13 protein-coding genes are annotated in these 20,986 nt (G+C 56.5%); 6 read left to right on the forward strand and 7 right to left on the reverse strand.

Going from position 1 to position 20,986, the window contains the following annotated elements; translation table 11 throughout:
• Position 1: 1 nt before the first annotated feature.
• The 4 genes from N909_RS24610 to N909_RS25935 all read right to left on the reverse strand — a co-directional run bounded on the left by N909_RS24610 (position 2) and on the right by N909_RS25935 (position 9,916).
• On the reverse strand, positions 2 to 2,158 hold the full coding sequence (locus N909_RS24610; protein WP_051689680.1) for a hybrid sensor histidine kinase/response regulator: 2,157 nt from the start codon (positions 2,156 to 2,158) through the stop codon (positions 2 to 4).
• A complete protein-coding gene (gene phnD / locus N909_RS0110660) occupies positions 2,151 to 3,029 on the reverse strand; it encodes a phosphate/phosphite/phosphonate ABC transporter substrate-binding protein (RefSeq protein WP_051689681.1) in 879 nt (292 codons plus the stop codon). Before phnD ends, N909_RS24610 begins: the two co-directional genes overlap by 8 nt.
• Positions 3,030 to 3,194: 165 nt before the next feature.
• Positions 3,195 to 6,248 (reverse strand): TolB-like translocation protein, encoded by a 3,054-nt coding sequence (locus N909_RS25055; RefSeq protein ID WP_063336393.1) that lies wholly within the window; start codon positions 6,246 to 6,248, stop codon positions 3,195 to 3,197.
• A gap of 89 nt (positions 6,249 to 6,337) precedes the next feature.
• Positions 6,338 to 9,916, reverse strand: coding sequence for an alkaline phosphatase PhoX (locus N909_RS25935; RefSeq protein ID WP_169739560.1), 3,579 nt, complete (start codon positions 9,914 to 9,916; stop codon positions 6,338 to 6,340).
• Between the two features lie 402 nt (positions 9,917 to 10,318).
• Here N909_RS25935 and N909_RS0110680 point away from each other — a divergent pair, with 402 nt between their 5' ends.
• Both N909_RS0110680 and N909_RS0110685 read left to right on the forward strand, forming a co-directional pair.
• Entirely contained in the window at positions 10,319 to 10,717 is a 399-nt protein-coding gene (locus N909_RS0110680) for a gamma-glutamylcyclotransferase family protein (protein ID WP_051689682.1), read from the forward strand.
• A 577-nt stretch (positions 10,718 to 11,294) separates the two neighbouring features.
• Positions 11,295 to 14,159: an alkaline phosphatase gene (locus N909_RS0110685; protein WP_162179119.1), complete on the forward strand. Its 2,865-nt coding sequence runs from the start codon at positions 11,295 to 11,297 to the stop codon at positions 14,157 to 14,159.
• Between the two features lie 206 nt (positions 14,160 to 14,365).
• Here N909_RS0110685 and N909_RS0110690 read toward each other — a convergent pair whose 3' ends face one another.
• Both N909_RS0110690 and N909_RS23825 read right to left on the reverse strand, forming a co-directional pair.
• Positions 14,366 to 14,641, reverse strand: a complete 276-nt coding sequence (locus tag N909_RS0110690; RefSeq protein WP_029914844.1) for a YciI family protein — start codon at positions 14,639 to 14,641, stop codon at positions 14,366 to 14,368.
• A gap of 172 nt (positions 14,642 to 14,813) precedes the next feature.
• Positions 14,814 to 16,229, reverse strand: coding sequence for a radical SAM protein (locus N909_RS23825; RefSeq protein WP_051689683.1), 1,416 nt, complete (start codon positions 16,227 to 16,229; stop codon positions 14,814 to 14,816).
• 579 nt (positions 16,230 to 16,808) lie between these two features.
• On the opposite strand from N909_RS23825, the gene N909_RS0110700 reads away from it, so the two are divergent.
• The 4 genes from N909_RS0110700 to N909_RS0110715 all read left to right on the forward strand — a co-directional run bounded on the left by N909_RS0110700 (position 16,809) and on the right by N909_RS0110715 (position 19,618).
• Positions 16,809 to 17,267, forward strand: a complete 459-nt coding sequence (locus N909_RS0110700) for a MarR family winged helix-turn-helix transcriptional regulator (protein WP_029914848.1) — start codon at positions 16,809 to 16,811, stop codon at positions 17,265 to 17,267.
• A 78-nt stretch (positions 17,268 to 17,345) separates the two neighbouring features.
• Positions 17,346 to 17,678: a DUF1904 family protein gene (locus tag N909_RS0110705; RefSeq protein WP_029914850.1), complete on the forward strand. Its 333-nt coding sequence runs from the start codon at positions 17,346 to 17,348 to the stop codon at positions 17,676 to 17,678.
• Positions 17,679 to 17,778: 100 nt separating this feature from the next.
• On the forward strand, positions 17,779 to 18,792 hold the full coding sequence (locus tag N909_RS0110710) for an alpha/beta hydrolase (RefSeq protein ID WP_051689684.1): 1,014 nt from the start codon (positions 17,779 to 17,781) through the stop codon (positions 18,790 to 18,792).
• Positions 18,793 to 18,838: 46 nt separating this feature from the next.
• Positions 18,839 to 19,618: a 4Fe-4S binding protein gene (locus N909_RS0110715; protein WP_029914860.1), complete on the forward strand. Its 780-nt coding sequence runs from the start codon at positions 18,839 to 18,841 to the stop codon at positions 19,616 to 19,618.
• Between the two features lie 136 nt (positions 19,619 to 19,754).
• Here the strand turns inward: N909_RS0110715 and N909_RS0110720 are convergent, their stop codons facing one another.
• On the reverse strand, positions 19,755 to 20,981 hold the full coding sequence (locus N909_RS0110720) for a molybdopterin molybdotransferase MoeA (protein ID WP_051689685.1): 1,227 nt from the start codon (positions 20,979 to 20,981) through the stop codon (positions 19,755 to 19,757).
• Positions 20,982 to 20,986: the final 5 nt, after the last annotated feature.

The raw sequence follows: 20,986 nt of genomic DNA on the forward strand, positions 1-20,986 counted from the left end.
GTCACCCTGATTTCAGCACCTTCTGAATGGTGGCCTGCAGCGTGGCAATCTGGAAAGGTTTTTGTAAAAAGGCGGCCAGGCCTTTGCCGATGAATTTTTGCGAGATTTCCTGTTCGTTATAGCCACTGCTCATAATGACCTTGACGGCGGGGTTGCTGCGGCGCATCTCGCGGAATGCTTCGCCGCCGTCCATATGCGGCATGGTCAAATCCATCAGTACAAAGAGGATCTCATCCTGGAGCTGTTCGTAGATACTGACCGCTTCCCGGCCATTCTCCGCGGTGATGACCTCCAGGCCGAACAGCTCCAGCATGCTCTTGCCCAGGCTGCGCATGGTTTCTTCGTCATCCACCAGCAGTACTTTTCCATTTAAGGTCAGCTGGTCGCCCAGGTCCAGCTCACTGACGCTCAGGCTGAGTTTTTCCGAAGCCGGGAACAGCACCTTGATAGTGGTCCCCTGGCCCGGTTCGCTGTAGATTTTAATTGCTCCCCGATGGCCGCGGACGATACCGATCACCGAAGACATGCCGAGGCCGCGGCCGGTAAATTTGGTGGTAAAGAAGGGATCGAAGATCCGCGAAATGGTTTCCTTGCTCATGCCGCAGCCGGTATCGGCGACTTCGATGTAAACGTAATATCCCTCAGTCAGGTTTTCGTCGAGCCAGGTTTCACTCAGATAATTCCGGTCGCATTCCATATAACCGGTGGATATGGCAATGATTCCGCTCCTGTCTCCGATGGCGTCGGAAGCGTTGATGACCAGATTCATGATGATCTGCTGAATCTGGGTCGGATCGGCTTCGATGGTGGGGAGATTATTGTTCAGTTCATAGCGCAGCACGGCTTTTTTGGAAATGGAAACCGAGAGCATATACTCCATTTCCCGGATCAGATGCCCCAGGTCCAGCGGTTCCGCCAGAAATTTTCCCTTACCCGAGTAGGCGAGCATCTGGTTGGCAAGGTCGGCAGCTTTGCGCGCGGCCTGTTTGATCTGTACCAGATGTTCAAACGCCGGCGATTCATGGGTCAGTTTCATCTGCGCCAGATCGCCATGGCCGAGAATGACCATCAGAATGTTGTTGAAATCATGGGCGATTCCGCCGGCCAGAACGCCAAGGCTTTCGAGTTTCTGTGCATGCAGCATCTGTTGTTCAAGCTGCACCTGGCGTTCCTGCATTCTTTTGCGTTCGGTAATGTCCCGCACTGTGGACAGAATGTAGTCCCTGCTGTTCCAGGGGATGACCGCGGAATGGACTTCGGCGGGGAAGATCTCCCCCGATTTCTTGACGTGCCGGGTTTCGACAAAGATTCGGCCAACCTTGCGCAGTTCTTCCTTGCGCCCTTCCGCCAGATGGCGTTTGAGGTCCTCTTCGCAGACAATATCCGAAAGTCTCATCTCCAGCATCTGCTCGTAATCGTAACCGTACAGCTCGGTGGCCCGATGATTGACCTCGCTGAATGTGGCGAACCCTTCATCTTCAAATTGATGGAGGATGATGGCGTCACTCTGATGATTCATCAGAGAGCGGTATTTTTCTTCACTTTCGGTCAGGGCCGCTTCCGCTTTCTGGCGGGCAGCCACCTCTTTTTTCAGCTCGGTGACCGATTCGGTCAGCTCTTGCGAGTGTCTGGCCAATTCAAGGGCGAGCCTGTTTTTGCGAATCAGCAGTTGGGTCAGAAAAACCAGCAACAGGCAGAACAGGGCCGCGCTGCTACCGAAAAGATATTCCAGGTTCCGGGTATGGTTGCGGACCCGACCCAGGTCAACAACGATAACCAATTTGGCTGCACCGTCATAAGAGTATGGAATTGTTCTGGTAAAGCGCTTTTGGAAGGGAGATGGCTCTTTGGAACGGTAGTCGCCCAGCAGGAAGCCGTTGGCCATGGTCAGGCTGATTGAGCTGACATAGTCGGACTGCTGACGACCCCATGATTGCACCAGTGCCGCAGCAGAAGAGTAGTTCTTTTCCTGAAGTTTTTCCTGGATCAGATCCTGTAAAAAAGAAATATAGGTTTCCGTCTTGGTTGAAACGTCTTTGATTTGTGCGTTATGAACCAAAGAAATACTGTACCAGATGATAATAATCTGCAGCAGGCAGATCAGACCGCAGATAGACCAGTAACGGATGGCTAGATTTTTTTGTCCAGACTCATTCATCAAGGAGGCCTTTTTCGGCAAGGTTGTGGAGAACTTGGCGCAGAGGATTGTAAGCAGAGTCCTTAATCGGCACAAACGCCGAGATGGTCGGTGTGATGGCCTGCATGATGACCGTTCCTTCCGGCAGGGATCGCAGGTCGAAGAAGGCACGTCGTAATGCACCCAGTTCGGCTCTGGACAGCCCGTTGCGGGCGACAAACAGATGCTCGGCCGATGCCGGTGAGCGGGCCAGTTCTTTCAGCCCGTGCTGTTTGTAGTTGTTGAAAACGGTTTCTTTCACAGCGCCAGCAATAAAATCCCCGCTGAGAACGCCGAGGACGACATTCTCATGGGTGTTTAAAAATTGGTAGCGGTGTTGGGTCAGCAGCGTCGGGTTGTGTTGACTTAAAACAAACGCCGGCAACAGATAGCCCATCGTGGAATGGCGATTAACAAAAGCGAAAGGTTGGCCTTCAAGAGCGGTCAGGGACGCAATGCCACTATTGATCCGGGTAAAAATAACGCTGTTGGAAATAGGACTTCCATTAGTTTCCTGGCCGGCAATCAGCGGCTTGGGGCCGTATCTATCAACCATTTCGATATAGCCGAGGGGGCCGAGATAGGCGATATCAACCAGATCCCGGCCAACGGATTCGACATGTTCCCGGTAGCTGCTGCCAATGCGCAACTCGACAGGGTGGTCAAGGCGAAGACTTAAATATTCAACCAGGGGTGAAAACTGTCGCTGGAGGATTCTAGCGGATTGAAATGGGTGGATTCCAAGGGTCAGAGGACCTTTTCCCGCCGCCGCAGTGGTATGCAGAACAAGAAAAAGGGTAAAGAGGGCCCCGAAAAGTTTTTTCCCCGCGGTTGAAAGATTGAAACCTTCCATGACCCCTCTCAGCTTGAAATACATAAATGGTAGCGAAAGCAAGGTACACTGAATTAACCGAGAGTTCAAGCCGCAGTTGTCCTGAAGGTTGCAACAACATTCTGTCTTTTGGGCGGATTTGTTGTCCACGGTGCCGGGGGAATGGCGCCGTGGACAAAGGATTGATTATAAATCGAGTCGCCAGATATTGTATTGGCCACCGCCCCGGGTCGAGGTGAAGAACAGGCTATTGCCGTCAGCGGCCCAGGCCGGTTCGAAGTCAAACCCTGTGCGGGTGAGCTGCCGGCTGCTAGCCGTGGCGAGGTCGTAGAGCCAGAGCCCGGCTCGGCCATCCTGGTTGAACGACCAGAACAGAGCCCGGTCGCCAGTTGGAGAGAACCGGATACCACGGTCGCCAAGAGTGGCCGATTTGGAAATCAGCCGCGGGTTTGCGGCGGTTGCCGTTCCGTCCTCCAAACGCAGGTCCGCGATCACCGCCAGATAGCTGATTCGTTCCTTGCCGCTGGTGTCGCTGAGCGCTTCTGCGGTCAAGGCGATCAAGCCATTATCACTGTTCATATCGCTGAGCTGGACCGAATGGGGACCGTCCCAGGCATAGCTATGGGGGGCGTTATAGCCGTTTTCAAAGGTCATGAAGCGTTCGACAGTGAGACCATAGTCCCCGCTTGGCGCGACTTTGTAAGCCATCACCCCGTCAGCATTGAACCAGGGGCTGGTCTCCATGTCCTCGGCGCTGGTCAGCCGGTAGCTGGCGCTGCCGTCTACAGCGATGAGCCAGATGTCCCAATTGCCAGCGCTCTGTTTGGCATAAGCGATATGGCTGCCATCGGGGGTAAAGACCGGTCGCTCGATGGCGCCGCTGCTGCTGTCCAGGGTGGTGAGGTGGCCGGTGAGGTCGGTCATTTGCAGTTTATGCGTCGTGGTTGCCGGGTCATATTCCCAGAAGGCAATCTGCTGACCGTCAGGGCTGAATTGTTGCCAACCCTGGATTCCCGTTGTCGGGGCCAGACGGCGCTGGTTGGAGCCGTCTGTTGCCATCAGCCAGAGCTGGTCGTTGCCGCTGCGGGTACTGATCCAGGAAAGGAGGTGGCCGTCCGGGCTGGCCACCGGCATATTGTCTATGGCGTTGTCCGAGGTCAACTGGGTGAGAGGATAGATCTCATTGCCGGAACTGTCCGGAAGGACCACCGCAGGATCGGTAGCCGGATGCCCCGTGGGCATGGGTGCCGGTAGCCGGTGGCAGCGGTAACAGGACGGGTTGTCGCCATTGGGAATCAGTTGCCGGGTCGGCAAGGTCAGGCGTTCAGGAAAACTGAAGCCGAAATCGACCCCGGCCAGGCTGTAGGTGGCCGGGTGGATCAGTCCGTTTGCGTCGATCTGATACCGGGTCGAGTCCGGCGTTGAACCGTGCCCGCCGGTCAGGGTCTCCATGGTTGGGCTGCCGGCAACAATAGCATCGGCATAGCTGAGGGTCCGGACCGGGCCGAGCGCGGTGTGGAACGCCCCCTTGTTGGTGGCAGCTGTGATACCGGTCGCTTGGTCTTCGCGGAGCGTTTTGTGGACATTGGCCGGCGCGGTGACCGTGGCGTCGCGGCCGTAAATATAGCTTTGTTCGGCGACAATGGACTTGTAGGCCTTGGCCATGGTCAGGGCACGTTCCCGGGACGGATAGAGCAATAGCGAAACGTCGTCATGCAGCTTTTGCAGTTGGTCGCTGTCAATACTGCCGGCCGGGAAGAACTTGGTAATGACCTCTGTGTTGTTACGGAACTCGTCGCCGGCCTGGTTGTAACGCAGGTAGAAACTGTACTCAAACTGAACGCCGGCATTATTGATGGCAAGCAGCGGTTCCTTTGTGCCCTGACGGTTGAGCTGGCTCCAATGGTACCAGCCCTGACGTTCCGTGCGATCAGCCGTCAGTTTGCGCGGAAAGGAGAAGATTCCGTCCACCGTGGCACCGATGCCGCTGTGGCAACCGATGCAGAAAGCGGTCTCTTCATAAGTCTGCGGCCTGAGTTCGCCGTTTGCATCTTCGATGAAGCCCTGATAGAGCCAGCCCTGATCATTGTTTATGCCCTGTTCGACGTTACCGATCAGCTGTCGGGTCCGATCGGGAAAGTCGTGGTTCTCTTTGGCTTCTTCCAATGCTGCCTGGAGCAGCTCCGAGTAGGTCTGCCAGGTTCGCTTTATGGCATAGCGTAATTCTTTGATCCGTGGCGCCAGTTTGACGGCGCCGGTTTCATCGTCGATATCCACATAACGAACGGTATGGAGGAACTGGGTGCCTTCCGGAAACAGGCCGGCGGCCAGGTGAAGCGTGCCGTTCTCCCGTTCGCTTTCCGCCCTGCCCACATAATTCATCTCCCGCCCTTCGGTCGGCGACCAGGCGAAGGTGACCTGGAGGGCGGTTCCCAAACTGCCGTCGCGGTCCAGGTCGATGCCGTAATCTGCTTCGTTGATCGGACTGGCCAGAAGGACATCGCGGCGAGTGACCAGGGCTTCGACAATCGCCAGATTGATTTTGTAGATGGTCAGATCGAAGTCGCCGTCCGCATTTTGCTGGAAACTGTCGCCAAGCCGGATCAGCACATCATTGACCGAACCGTTGGTCGGCCAGAAGGTGCTCGGGAACGATGCGTAGGCAAACGCCCGCCAGCCGGTATAGGCGCTGCCATTCTGATCAAACCCCTGTTCGTCGAAGTTGAAGCGGCAATCCGGGATGTAACCGTCCCACTGGCCGTCCTCGTCAAAGTCCCAATCCGGAGCCAGATTGTTAAGTTTTTCAGCAAGGAGGATCTGCCCCTGGTCATCCTGGTAGTTATCGGTGCGGATGTAGTTGAGAATCTCCGCGTCGGAGATAGCCGCGACCGCTGCACTGCGGTCGATAAACAGGTTGCTCCAGGGATTCTCCAGCAATGCTGCCGGGAAGCTGTACTCCAACTGAAGATCCTGATCATTCACGTAGTTGGGTGGGATGGATGCCGTATGGCAACTGTAACAAGGATTGTAGGTCGGCCCCCCCTCCTCAGGTTGAGTGACGGTGAAGCACTGGGCCGGGATATAAGCGGCCGGATTGACCAGCTCCTTGCTGCGCAGGTCGGTGGTGCTGTAGCTGTTGTCAGGGGTGTCAGCCGGGTCCGGTCCGGAATCGGAACTGCCGGAACCGCCACAGGCCGCCAGGAACAATAGGATGATAGTGCAGAAGGCGAATCTGCTCATGGTCAAACCTCCTTCCCAAAACGGGAAAAGGGGGGAGCGCAACAGCTCCCCCCGATTGATGAAACGGAATGCAGAATCACGGGCTCAGATCAGTCCGCACTATCCATGGCAGGGAACGGACCGACAAAGCCGGTGTAGGCTGCAGCATCCGCCGAATCTTCCAGCTGGTCCTGATCGGACTCGCCATAGGGATGCTGAACCACGCTCATCAGGTATGCGTTACCGCCGATGTTCGGATAGAAATAGGGGGAGGTGGTTTCCGAACCGTAGGGGGTGGTCTGGATTCGGGTCAGCTCCTCCGTGTCGAGATGATAGGCCCAGATGACATCGTTCTGATGGCCGCTACCGGTATCTTCGCCGATAATCAGAGTGTGGTAGCCGGGGATGAAGGTGAGGTTGTCCGGGTTGGCAATACCATTGATATCACAGGTGTTGCCGGCATAGACGCTGGCCGGGTCGTAGCTGACCGGGGTGCCGTTGACCAGGCCGACCATGGTCATGGCGACATAGTTGCTGCCGATGCTGCTATCGGTGCCGACCGCCAGTTGATAGACGGTTCCGCAGGCATTTTTGGGCAGGCGGACCTGGTTCGGTCCGCCGTTATCGTTGCTGGAGCCGTCTTCCATGCCTTTGGCCACTTCACTCATGGCCACGTACAGGGTCATGCCGTCAGGGTCGAAGGTGATCCCCTCTTCTTTGCGCAACTCGGTAGTTGCCCCCAACATGGCGGCATAGCGGCGGGATTCCAGGCGCGAAGCCAGGGTCTCCATGCCGGTTTTGACAGCCAGACATTCATGCCCCCAGCTGGTGTTGATGGAGGTGTAGCCGCTGGCACAGCTTCCGTTCGTGGCCGGTTCGACCGCGTCGAAAATATCGCTGAAGCTGGTTCCTGCGTTGATGGCGGTGTTGAGTTCCGCGAAAGTCGCATGGCCGAGGTCGATCCAGTTGATATCGAAAGCGCCACCGTCTGCGGCGTCGGTTTGATTCAACTGCGCGGCGTAGAGGGTCCCGTTACTCAGATCGCCGGCGGTGTCGGCGACAAACATGAAGAAGCCGACATTGGTGCCGTCGTCGGAAATGTAGACGGTCTTTTCATCCGGCATGACATAGGATAATTCGACCGCCATCCGCCCCATGGCATAGTGTTTAGCGATGGTATAGCTGCCGTCGGCGGCCACGCTGACTTCAGTGGGGAAACCGTATTTGTAAGGATTGAGAACCGCTTTGAGGTCAGTCGCCGTGGTTGCCGCGGCATCCGGATCGACATCGAAATATTTGGCCATCTGATCGAAACTGCCGTTGTCTTTGATCTCCTGGATGCTGGTGGCGTTTTCAAACGACCGCGCATCCGGTTCATACTCTTCCGAACCGAGGTGTGAGTTCCACGGCGTGACGCTGCCGGCGCAGGGAACCCAGAGGCCGCCCCAGGCGGAAAAGTCGATGTTTTGAGTGCTGAGCGGGGTCAGGCTGCCATCGGTACCCTGTTCCAGCCGGGTCAGGTACATGGCGCCGGGGCGACTTTCGAAATGAGAGACGCTGTAAAGGCTGCTGCCCAGATCCAGCAGCGAGGCAAAGTCATTGGAGTTGGAGACGGTCTGGGAGTTGTCGGCAGCGGTCAGCGGGGTACCGTGCTGATCGAGCAATAGCCCGAAAGTGGCGCTGCCGAGACTGTCGCCGCTACGCAGGATGGTGTTGAAGCCGATGGCATGGCCGGTTCCGTTGACCGAAGCGGAAGGGGTGCCCCAGATTTTGCGTTTTTCACTGTCAAGGGTCGGTGCCGGGACGTCAAGGAAGTTGAGGCTGGTCATGCCCTGCCGGCCGCGGGTGTTGTCGACCAGGTTCGGTCCTTCAGCACCGAGGGCCGGGAAAGGGCCGATATAACCGACATAAGCGGCGGCATCAGCCGGGTCAGTCAGCTTGTCCTGATCCGATTCCCCGTAAGGGTGCTGGATAACGCTTATCAGGTAACCGTGGCCGTTCAGGCTCGGATAAATGTAGGGGGAGGTGGTTTCCGAACCGTAAGGGGTGGTCTGGATTCGGGTCAATTGGTCTTTGGACAGATCATAGGCCCAGATGGCATCGTTTTGATGGCCGCTGCCGGTGTCCTCGCCAATGATCAGGGTATCTTTCCCGGGGATGAAGGTAATGTTGTCAGGGTTTGCGATCCCGTTGACATTGCAGGTGTTGCCGGCATAATCGCTGCCATCGGGGTAGGTGGTTGGAATGCCACTGATCAAGCCGGCCATGTCCTTGGCCACATAATCACTGCCGATCAGCGGATCGGTACCAACCGCCAATTGATAGACGGTCCCGCAGGCATTCTTGGCCAGGCGGACCTGGTTGGGGCCGCCGTTATCGTTGCTGGAACCGTCTTCCATCCCTTTGGCCACTTCACTCATGGCGACAAACAGGGTCATACCGTCGGGGTCGAAGGAGATCCCTTCTTCTTTGCGCAGTTCCGTGGTTGCGCCGAGCATGGCCGCATAGCGGCGGGACTCCAGGCGTGAGGCGACGGTCTCCATGCCGGTTTTAACGGCCAGGCATTCATGCCCCCAGGTGGTGTTAATGGAGGTGTAGCCGCTGGCACAGGTCCCGTCAGTGGTCGGCTCGACACTGTCGAAGATGTCGCTGAATACGACATGGTTGTCGATGGCGGTTTTGATCTGCGCAAAGGTGGCGTGACCAAGGTCGATCCAGCTAAGATTAAAAGAACCTCCGTCGGTAGCCGCCAACTGTTCAAGTTGGGCAGCGTACAGGGTTCCGGCGCTCAGGTCTCCGGCGCTGTCGGCGATGAACATGAACAGTCCGACATTGGTGCCGTCATCCGAAATATAAACAGTTTTCCGATCGGGCATGACATAGGGCAGTTCGACGGCCATCCGCCCCATGGCATAATGCTTGAGGACGCTGTAGCTGCCGTTTTCCTGTACGATGACTTCCGTCGGGTAGCCGTAGGCATAGGGATTGACCACCTCTTTGATGTCGGCAACCGTGGTCGTCGGCGCATAAAAGGGGACAGCAAAATAATTGGACATGCTGCCGAAATAGGAACCGATGTCGTCCTTGCTGGTGGCGGCCTCATAGGCACGGGCATCGGGTTCGTATTCTTCAGAACCGAGGTGGGTATTCCAGGGAGTGACGCTGCCGGCGCAGGGTGTCCACAGCCCGCCCCATTGGGAAAAGTCGATGCTGCGAGTGCTGACCGCGGTCAGGGTGCCGTCGCTGGCCTGGTTCAGTTCAGTCAGGTACATGCCGCCCGGCTGACTTTCAAAATGGGTCACGCTGTAGAGTTTGTCGCCGAGGTGGAGCAAGGAGGTGAAATCGGCGGAATTCGAGATGAACTCGGAGTTGTCCTCCTGAATGACTGGCGCCCCCTGATAGTCGCGAATCAGACCGAAGGTTTCGGTGCCGATAACCTGGCCGCTTCTAAGCAGGGTGTTGTAACCGATGGCATAGCTGGTCCCATCAATTTTGACCGAGTCCGTGGCCAGTACGGATCGTTTCTGGGTATCGCTGAGGGGGACTGAAATTTGGGAAAAGGCCATGTCCGCAGGGGGTTCTTGGCTGTTGTTGTCGTTATCGCTGCAGCCGCTCAGTAGCAGTGCCGCCAGCAATGGGGCCAGGAAAAACGACATTCTGATACGTCTGTGCAACCTTTGTGTCTCCATCTGCATCTCCTTCAGTTTGAATTTGAATGATCGAATTTTAGTAACAGCTTGCTGTTCGTTCTGGTTGTCCGGGACTGATGAAGTATAAAAATCGTTGTGCGACAGCTACTTTCGACTATTCTGGTTAGACAGATGTTGTCCGGCGGTTAGGTCATCATTAATGTAGGGAAATAAAAAATACTTTTCCGGTTGTTCTTCGGTTGTTTGTGATTTGGTGCCAAAAATTATCCTAAGTTGCCGGATTGTTTCGACGGGCGTCGGTCCAAGGAGGGCCGGAAAGGCTGTCCGTACGGGGCGGATTGTTAGCTGGTGGTTAGCGGAATGGCTGGGTGAAAGTTGCTGTTAGACAGGTTTAACCTCTTGAATGTTAGGAAAATTAGCTTTTGTGACGGGACAACCACGATGAATCTTTTTGTCTATGGCACCCTCCTGGATGAAGACATCATGCAACTGGTCGCTGGTACGGTACCGCCGTCCATTGCGGTGCGGCTCCACGGTTATCGGCGCAGGAAAATTTGCGGACAGGTTTATCCGGGTATTGTCATCAGGGCCGGGGAGACAGTTGCAGGGCGATTGTATCTCAATGTTTCAGCGGAGTTGCTGGCGCGACTTGACCGGTTTGAAGGTGGCGAATATGAACGGACCACTGTCTTGGTGGAAAGTACCAGTGGCGAGCAGTTGCTGGCGGAGACTTATGTTCTGGCGCCGGGCGGGCAAAGCGCGCTCAGTAACGAGTCCTGGTCATTGGCGGAGTTTCTTGGTCGTGGGAAGCAACTGCTGCTGCAAGAATTGAAAAAATGATGCCAATCGGCCGATTCTGGGGAATAAAGTTGGGCAAGGGGGACTGCCTATCCCCCCTGCCCGTGCCAAAACAACCTTTTGGGAGGATTTCTTGGCAGTTAAAAGCATAGGGAAGTTCCTTGTTTATTGCAAGAATGGAACGTTCTTTTTCATATCGGGGGCAGTCTGCGGCGGTCTTGTCTTGGCTGTTCCGACCCGCTCACCAAGGCTGTTCTGAAAAACTGCACATCTTCTGAATCCTTCCTGCAATTTCAGATGAATAAAAATCCTCTATTTTAAAAACTACGCTTTGTGAGTGTTAAATCTCATCCGGAATTGTTGCAAATCTAACGAAACAATAATCTTTTTCCTGCATTTATCACCGTGGTTCAGACATTTTCCTGCCGATGCAGTGTGGTGCTTGGGGGTGGGATTCATGCGAACTGCAGACGACAAGCTGAATCTGTTTTCAGGCTGTTGGAAACAGCCAGTGATGGACTTTTCTAACAATCTGTTACTTCAGCGGACAGTCTGCCTCATTCATGTCATCCGGCGGTCAGGTGATTGTCCGATGACTTTTCTTTCCAGGAAAAGGGGTATGATTGTGCAACGACGATTACGATTGTGGGTCAAGTGTCCTCCATGGACCAAGGAGTTAATCAGCCTGTTTGCCTTGCTGATGTTGTTGGCGGGGTGTGGATCGGATGGTGATGACGGGCGCGACGGGGCCGCTGGCGCGAATGGTTATGCGGCACCTAAAAACGTCATCCTGTTCATCGGTGATGGGATGCAAAAAGAGCACGAACTGGCTGCCAGCCGCTACTTTTATGGCAACGAGAGCGGTCTGGTCTGGCAGGATCAGAGCGAGTTTCCTTATCAGAATTATGTCACGACCTGGGATGTAACCACCTATAACAATTATGCCGGAGAGGCTTCCGCCGCCAGTTACGATCCGGAAAATATTACGGCCAAGTACGGTTATGATCTGCTCAAAGCGGGTTTGTCCACAGCCGCCAAGGATGAATATTTTCTCGCCGGTGCGGCAACCGATTCAGCGTCTGCGGGAACGGCTATGGCGACCGGTGTGAAAACCGACGCTGGGAATATTGCCTGGACGACCGGAGACCCGGTTGGAGGGGAGCTAACCACAATCGGTGAATACTATCGCACCCGGGGGGGAAGCTATGGTGTTGTATCGACGGTGGAATTCTCGCATGCCACGCCCGCTTCCTTTGCCTCCCATAATGTCAATCGCAACAATTACCAGCAGATCGCGCATGAGATCGTGGCGGAAACCCGGCCGGATGTGGTGATCGGTGCCGGACATCCTGATTTCGTCGGTTCCGATCACTATGTCGCGCAGGCCGACTATACCGCGATCAAGGCCGACGCGGAGTATGTCTTTGTCGAAAAGACCACGTCTGTCGATGGCGGCGACGCGCTCCTGGCTGCAGCGGATAGCGCCGTGGCCCAAGGCAAGAAGCTGTTTGGCCTGTTCGGGTCCACCCAGATAGCAACACCGTTGGTCACCGATACTCCTGCAGCGCCGACCTTCAGTAATGCCGATGAGACTGACCCGCTGCTGGCGGAATCGACCGAGGCTGCCATTAAGGTTCTCAGTCAGAATGGCAACAGTTTCTTCCTGATGGTTGAGCAGGGGGATATCGACTGGAGCAACCATGCCAATAATTTCAGCGGGATGGTCGGCGGGGTCATCGACCTGGACCGCGCCGTAGCCAAAGCCGCGGCGATGGTCGACAACGGTGACAATGGCCTGTCCTGGGACAATACCCTGGTGATGGTGACGTCCGACCACGGCAACAGTTACCTGCGTTTCAACACCGCTCTGGCCCTTGGCGCAGGAGATCTGCCCAGTCAGGACGGTTCCAGCTACCCGGATGGTGAAGTGTTCTACGGCACCGGCGGCCATACCAATGAACTGGTCTCCCTCTATGCCAAGGGCGCCGGGGTTGATTACCTGAAAGGTCGCCAGGGAGTTCTTAACCGCGGCACCGAGCTGTTGGACAATACCGATGTTTACCGGGCGGCAAAAAATGCTGCCGACCAGGGTTACAATGTGATTCTGTTTATTGGTGACGGCATGCAGAAAGCCCACGAAATTGCCGGTTCCCGCTATATGTACGGGACCGATGCCGGGCTGTCCTTCCACAATTTCGATTTCACCGGCTATGTCACCACCTGGGATGTGGATACCTACAACAGCTATGCTGCAGCTCGTCATGAACTGGGTTACGCCGCTGCGACGCTGATTGACCAGCTCGACTGCCGAGCCGGTTATGATCCAGCGGTCGCCGGGGGGCTGCCGTATCCGCTGATTGATTCGTATCTGCTGGCTCATGCGACCGATTCCGCTTCCGCCGGGACGGCGATGTCGACCGGGATCAAGACCGATGATGGTAATATTTCCTGGGCTTCGGGAGACGCAGCGGACGGTATGTTGCAGAATGTCATCGACAAAGTCTGGGGACAGCGCGCCGGAGCAACCGGAGTTGTGTCCACGGTGGAATTTTCCCACGCCACCCCGGCAACCTTTTCGTCTCATAACATCAACCGTAACAACTATGGCGAGATCTCGGAAGATGTGATCTTCAACGTGCGCCCTGATGTGGTGATCGGCGCCGGCCACCCGGCTTACAACGGCACTGCGGCCGAACCCGATTATCGCTATATCACCAAAGCGGCCTATCAGGCGATAGCCGCGGATAACGAGTATGTTTTTGTGGAAAAAAACCCGGGTGGCAACGGTGGAACAAATCTCCTCGCGGCGGCTGATCAGGCTGCTGCCGCAGGAAAAAAACTGTTTGGATTGTTCGGTGCCGCTCAAATCGCCACCCCGTTGGTGACCGATACCCCAGGTAGCCCGTCATTCAGCAAGGCGGACAGCGAAGATCCTTGTTTGGCCGAATCCACGACCGCGGCGCTGAAGGTTCTCAGCCAGGATCCGGCCGGTTTCTTCCTGATGGTTGAGCAGGGGGATATCGATTGGAGCAACCATGCCAATAACTTCAGCGGGATGATTGGCGGGGTGGAAGACCTGGAGCAGGCGGTCAAAACCGCCATCGATTACGTCGAGCAACCGGGTGATCAGATTGACTGGTCAAATACTCTGCTGATTGTGACGTCCGACCATGGCAACAGCTTCATGCGGGTTAATCGTGCCCTCAAACCAGGCCTGGGTGATCTGCCGACCCAGCAGGAGGCTCCAACGGAATGCAGTGATGCCTATTGCGGTTCATACATTTATCCCGACGGGGATGTTTTTTACGCAACCGGCGGGCATACCAACGAACTGGTTTCGCTGTACGCCAAAGGCTATGCCGCCGCGGACCTGTTTGAAAAGTATCAAGGCCGCATGTATCCCGATGTGGAAACCCGGGTCATCGACAACACGGATATTTTCAAAGTGATGGCTGAATTTTTCGGGATCACTCTGGATCAGTAACAGACCATCCCGCTCTGTCCGAAAAAGGGGTGGAGCGGGTTTCTCAGAGTTTTTACAAAAAAACCGGTCCGTTGTATTGGACCGGTTTTTTTGGGGGGGTGCTGAGCTGACCAGCGCAAACGCTGGCCATGGAAACGGCCCGCTCAGGCGGTGGGCAGGTGATGAAACCTGACTTTCCTTGCGCAGGAGCAGCGCCGTTTTTCAGATCAAGGCAGAACTTTGTTCCAGCGGTCGATGGAAACCTGCTGAAAAAGTCCGGCTTTGGCATAGGGATCGCCGGCGGCGAAGGCTTCAGCGGCGCTGCGGTCGGCAACATCGAGAATGATCACCGAACCGCACATGTTGTCCTGGTCGTCGAGAACCGGACCGGCGGCATGGAGCTGAGCGGTGAAGCTTTTCAGATATTCGATATGGGCCGGACGGTTATCCTGCCGGACCTGCAGGGAATCGGCTTTATCGACACAGCGGATGACGTATAACATGGGCTTCGAACTCCTCTTTTGAATGAGCGGTTAATGCAGCAAGTCTTTTGGGCGTTATGCCACAGATTTATGGTTCGTCGCAAGTTTTCCTCCACCTCACAAAATCAATGCCTTAGCAAGGCGGCATTGCTTTTGCTCGCCCATTCCTGAACTCGGCAGGCTGTTCATCCTGTTAGAAATAATCCTGCAGGCCTTGTTCCGGCTCCTCATAGGGGGCGATTTCCGGGAAAAACTGGCGCAAGCCGACCATTTTTTCATCGCCCGGGCGGTTGAGCAGGGCTAGAAAGGCATCGACCCGGGCACCCTCCAGAGTGAAGGTCTGCGTTTTGACCCGTTCTGCGAATATCTTGGCCGAGCTCGGCAGACGGACCTCGCGAAAGGGATTGCGGTAGGAAAGGGCTTCGTGAACCGGGGTGGCCGCATAGCTGACTCGCAAAGAGAGGGCAGCGGCCGCGAGCAGCGGTGCCAGCTCGGCAGCAAACGCCAGGCTTTGGTGGGCTGTTGCCAAGGTCCAGCTGGCAGCGTCCACGTCCGATTCCCGCAGCTTGGCGGCGACCTGGGTCAGGTTCTTCTCCTCGCCGCTCAGTTCAAGGCTGCGGAGAAAACCCGCCGCCGTTGCTGTTTCCCAGCGTTGTTTGAACAGCTCAGTTCCGCGGCCGCGGGCCGCAGCCTGCTGATAACGGTTTTTATAAGCAAAAGAGCAGTAATTGACCCCGACCGGCAGTTGTTGTTCAAGGCTGTAGGCGACTAATTCCAGGGCGGTCAGCTCTGATTCGAGAACCGTGATCTTGGGGCCGTGAAGATAGGTGTAGGGGCGTTTGGCGAGGCGCTGATAATTATAATTGGTCAGCCGTAACTGATGAAGATTGAAATGTTTGATGCCGCATTCCGCCATCTCGCAGAGGCGTTGTTTGAGCCTCTCGAGCTGTTCCGGGACGGCCGGAATCTCCACCGTCACCGTCGGAATGATTTTGACGGCCAGGGCCGCTTTATCCAGAGCATAGTCAAGGGCCCCGATGTCGAAACGAATTTCATCCAGCCCGGCATCGCGCAAGCGCAGCAGGATATTTTCATCCACCAAGCTGCCGTTGGTATAAAGCCAACTGTGCAGCTCACAGCCGAAGCGTCTTTTGGCCGCAGTCAGAAAGGCCAGGGAACGGCCCGGGGTGAGCAGCGGCTCACCGCCGGAAAGGCTCATGCCGCGAAAGCTGAATTGCTGCAGGTAGGCGACATAATCCGCCGGGGAGCGGAAGGTAATATTGTTGGTGGTTGGCAAGCCGATGGCATCCTGGCTGGTCGGGCAGTAAAAGCAGCTGCGGTTGCAGCGGCCATTGATGAACAGACACGACCAGGCCCCCTCGGTGCAGATCCGACACCCGGGCGAGAGCTGCCCGGAGAAGGGTTTGGTGCCGCCGCAGACCGCCTCGCCTCGACTGTTGATCAGGGCTAACAGTTGCTCGCGCCGCTCCGTTGCCGCAGAGGCAACGGCCGGGGCCGGAAAGGCCAGTTGAGAATAAATCGCGCTGAAGTCCCGGCGGTTTTGTTCGATGATGAGCTGGCGCGGGGAGCGTTCCGGGGTGATGGTCATATGACCTCCACAAAGAAATGTTTTGGGGCTGAGCAGCGCCGTCAGCAGGACGCTGCCAGGCGCATTTCAGGTTGCGCTTATCTACCTGAATCGGTGGCGCAAAAGCAATCAAAAAAAGACCGCATTGCAGGGGAATAGGTGTTTTTTTCGGTGGTGGCCCGGACCCGTGGAAAGTCGGGTGCAAGGGAGTGGAAAAATCCCCTTGACTTCAATATTATTTATCTATATAACGATAAGAATATCGACATATTTTTCCTCCCTTCTTCCGCAGGATGGTTCAATCGGCGAGCCCTCCTGCGGAAGGATTTCTGCCAGACGTTGCTCCGTCCATCAGATTCTGTTCAGGATACCCATCCTCTTGCCGAACGTCAGGGTTGACGTTCGGCCTCTTTTTTCTCACTCTGCACTGCAGACCCGGCATTGCCTTGGCCATCCAGCGCCATGTCGAGCCATGGCCGGACTCATTTTCCCAGTCTGCAAATAGCGGGCTTTTCCAGGCGAAATCTCCTGCTCGGGGAGGGGCAACCGCGCAAGGAAATAATCATTGCGCCGAGATAGATAGGGTGCTATCAATTTAGAATGAGTTCATCTTTAAGCAAAATTGTTGATGGCGGGCCGCTGTTTCGTTTTGCTCTGCTGACTCGGCGCTGGCGGCAAATAGTGGATCAGGAACTGCGCACCTCGGGCCTGACCGATGCGACCTGGCGGCCGCTGTTTTATCTCAATATCCTCGGCGACGGGACCCGGCAGAAGGACCTGGCTGAAGCTCTCGGGGTCAAAGGGCCGTCGCTGGTCCGGCTGTTGGAAACCCTGCAGGACAAAGGACTGATCGAAAGCAGTGCCGACGCCCTGGATCGGCGGGCTAAGCGGCTTTCTTTGAGCAGCGCCGGGAAAATTTGCGCCCGACGGGTTCAGCAGCGGGTACAGGCTCTTGAGGAACAGTTGCTGGCTGTGCTGAATGAGGAACAGATGACGCAGCTCCCGGCCATGATCCAGGCTTTAGAAAGTGGTTTGGAGAACTGGACCGAGCAAGCTTAAAACAACAATAAGCCACTTTGGCGCAAGGTTTGTCCAGGTTGGCACCCGTTGTAAATTACCAAAATACCAGGGGAGATTATGCCGTTTTTAAGATTCAAAGGGTTCGAGGAGAACTGCCTGCGCCGGTTACTGCCGGCATTGGTGGAAAAGTTTTCCTGGGCGGCGGCCGTTCCTCGGGAGATTGTCAAAATTGAACTTCTGAAAATAATCCAGCTGTCTGAAACGCCGCAATCATTGGAAATTTATATGTTTCCCCGCGAGCAGAAAAAGCATGATTTGATTGCCGCGACCATGAACGAGTTGCTCAGTGCAGAGGGGTTCGGTGGAGTTCATATCTTTTTCGTATTACTGAATCCGGCTCTTTATTATAAAGAAGGAAGACCGGTGCAGGATCTGTTCTGGCTGTCCTGAATCTGTCGTTCCGCCCTGCTTGTTCATTACGCGGGGCAGCGCTGCAGGCCGGCCGAACCCGCAGGGAATTTTTGCTTAGCAATCGGTTCGAGGCTTTCTTATGGTTGTCTACATTATCCTTATCCTGATTCTTTTCGGCGGCCTGATCGCCGGTTATGTGCATTTCTTCGGACCGCGCAAGGCCAATAACCAGGCGGGCCAGGGGGACGGCGACGCTCCTCAAAAGGATCCTGTCCAGGCGGAATTGGCGGAAGAGCGGATCCGCTTCCGGCTTGATGTCGCTTACGCCTCTTCGGATAATTCACGGCAGCGGCTCGATATTTTCCGCCCCATTAAACCGCATGCCGACAAGTTGCCGGTGGTGGTCTTCTTTCATGGCGGGGGCTGGACCGAGGGGGATAAAAAGGACGGTCTGCCCCATCTGCTGCCGTTGGTTCGCAGTGGCCGCTATATCGGGGTTTCGGTTGAATATCGGACCGTCAAGGAAGCGGTCTGGCCGGCACAGCTCTATGACTGTAAAGCTGCTATCCGCTGGATTCGCGAGCATGCCGAGGACCTCGGCATGGACCCGCAGCGGATCGCGGTCTGGGGGCAGGAAACCGGCGCTTACCTGGCGTTGATGCTCGGGCTGACCGGAGATCGGCACGGGCTGGAAGGGGGCCTTGGTGCTCACCGCCACGTCAGCAGCAAAGTTGCCGCCGTGGTCAACTATGCCGGAGTCACTGATCTGGCCGCGCTCCTCGGGCAGTCCGGAGCGGATGAGCGGATCAGCTTGGAAGCCAAAATGCTCGGCAGAGAGTTGACTGAGAATGAAACCCAGCTCAGCATCGCTTCGCCGGTGACCCATGTCTCTGCGCAGTCACCGCCGGTGCTGACAGTACATGGCACCGAAGACCCGGTGGTGCCATACGCCCAGGCGGTTTGCCTGGATAAGGCACTGATCGAAGCCGGCCGACCCAGCTATCTGATTCCGGTCAAAGGGGCCGGGCACGGCGAATTTCCCGCTCAGGTGGATAGCCGGACCAGGAATTTTCTGGATCGTTTCCTGCTTGACCTGGAACAGGAGATCGAGACTGACGAATTGTATGTCGACGCATTCAACCGGATGGCCTGAGGAACCTTAGGGCTGCAGCGCCGTCGATGACGGCAAGGAGGTCGCTATGCTACCAATTGCTCACTTGGTGTATTTTTCGCCGACCGGGTCCACCCATAAGATTGTAACCGCAATTGCCCGTGGTCTGGGTGCGGAACAGACCGTCCATTATGATGTCACCCTCCCGCAGGCCAGCTGTGCGGCGGTGCTTGGCGGCGGGGTGGCGGTGTTCGGTATTCCGGTCTATGCCGGCAGGGTGCCGGAGCTTTGCCTGCAGCGCTTGCAGGATTTCCGCAGTGCAGGGGTTCCGGCGGTCCTGGTCGCGCTCTACGGCAACCGAGCTTTCGAGGATACTTTGGTCGAATTGCGTGATCTGGTGACCCGGCAGGGGTTTAAAGTGGTGGCTGCGGCCGCTTTCATCGGCGAACATTCTTACGCGACCAAGGACCAGCCGGTAGCGCTGGGGCGGCCGGACAGTGGGGATTTGGAAAAAGCGGTGACCTTTGGGCGGCAGGTTGCCGGCAAGCTGGAACAGGGAAAAATCATTCCCCCCGTGATTCCCGGCAATACCCCCTACCGGGACCGGGTGCGCTTTGGCGGGATCGCGCCGGAGACCCTGGTGGAAAAATGCACCCTCTGCGGGCAGTGCGCGGCAAGTTGTCCGCCCGGGGTGATCACTCTGACCGATCGGGTGATCACCGACGCTGATAATTGCATCATGTGCTGTGCCTGCATCAAAAACTGTCAACCAAAGGCACGCATCTTCAATCACGATTTTATCCGCGAAAAACGCCAGCAGCTGGTGGAACATTGCAGCCGGCCAAAGCTTCCACAGACCTTTCTCTAACAGGCTGTTGAATAACAGCCTGGTGAGCCCATGGACGGACGGGCTTGAAAAAGGCCAAGGATGGACTTTTTCAACAACCTGCTAAGCTTATCCCCAGCAGCCCCGGGTCGGAATTCTGTCTGCCCGGGTGTTGAATTTAACAGGGTGCCGATTGCAGCAATGGGCCGGGTGGCAGGCGCAGCAGGATAACTTCGGCGTGGCTGCCCGCGGCCAGGTCCGGACTGCCGATAGCGACCGGAAGCAGAGCCTGGGCTCCATGCAGGCTGCGGTTCTGTCCCGAAGAGCGGATCTGCGACGGCAGCAGGCACAGCTCGCCGTTATCGATGACCAGTTGGCCCCAGATGAATTGCTGGCGCTGGCCGCCCCCCTTGACCGCTTCCAGCAGGCGGACTCGGAGCCGCGGTGCCAATGGATCCTGATAGCCCGCCAGGATGCGCAACGCCGGCCGGACCAGAAGTTCGTAAGTGGCCGCCGACGCTGCCGGATTGCCGGGCAGGCCGAACACCGGAAGCGTGCCGATGCGACCGAACAGAATCGGTTTGCCGGGTTTGATGGCAACCTTCCAGAAGATTTTTTCAAAGCCGAGTTGGGTGAGGATCTCCTGGACGTAATCGTGATCGCCCACGGAAATTCCGCCACTGGTGATCAGCAGGTCACAGGCCAGCCCCCTGCGCAGGCGCGACTCCAGATCCTGCCGGTTGTCGCGGGCGATCCCGAGCAGTTCCGGCAGGAACCCTTCTTCGCGCAGCCGCGCCGCCAACATGTGGGCGTTGGAGTTGACGATTTTTCCGGAATCGGGTTTTTCGCCGAGTTCAACCAGTTCATCTCCGGTGGACAAAATGGCCACCCGCGGGGCCGGGTAGACGCTGACATGATCCCGGCCGGCAGCGGCCAGCAGGCCGATGGAGCCCGAATACAGCTGACTGCCCGCGGCCAGCACCGTGGCTCCGGTTTTGATCTCTTCCCCCCGGTAGCGGACGTTGCTGCCGCGTGGTGGCGGGGTCGGAACCTGAATCAGCCCGTCTTTGACCACCACCTCTTCCATGGGCACGACCGTATCGCAGCCGGGCGGTAGCGGCGCGCCGGTCATGATCCGGACCGCCTCTCCCGTCGCCACGGGTCCTGAAAAACAGCTTCCGGCCGGGACAAAGCCGACTTCGCGCAGGTCTTGGCTGCTTTCCAGTCCGCTTCTGGCAAAGGCATAGCCATCCATGGCGGAACAGTCGGCCGGCGGCAGATCGAATTCGGCCGGGATATTCTCGGCGAGGATTTTCCCCCCGGCTTCCGCCAACGGAACATTGACCGGCGGCAGACTGGTTAAATGGCTGGTGACCAAATCGACAGCTTCATCATAACTGATCAAAATTC

Source organism: Pelobacter seleniigenes DSM 18267 (assembly GCF_000711225.1).
GTDB classification, from domain to species: Bacteria; Desulfobacterota; Desulfuromonadia; order Desulfuromonadales; family Geopsychrobacteraceae; genus Seleniibacterium; species Seleniibacterium seleniigenes.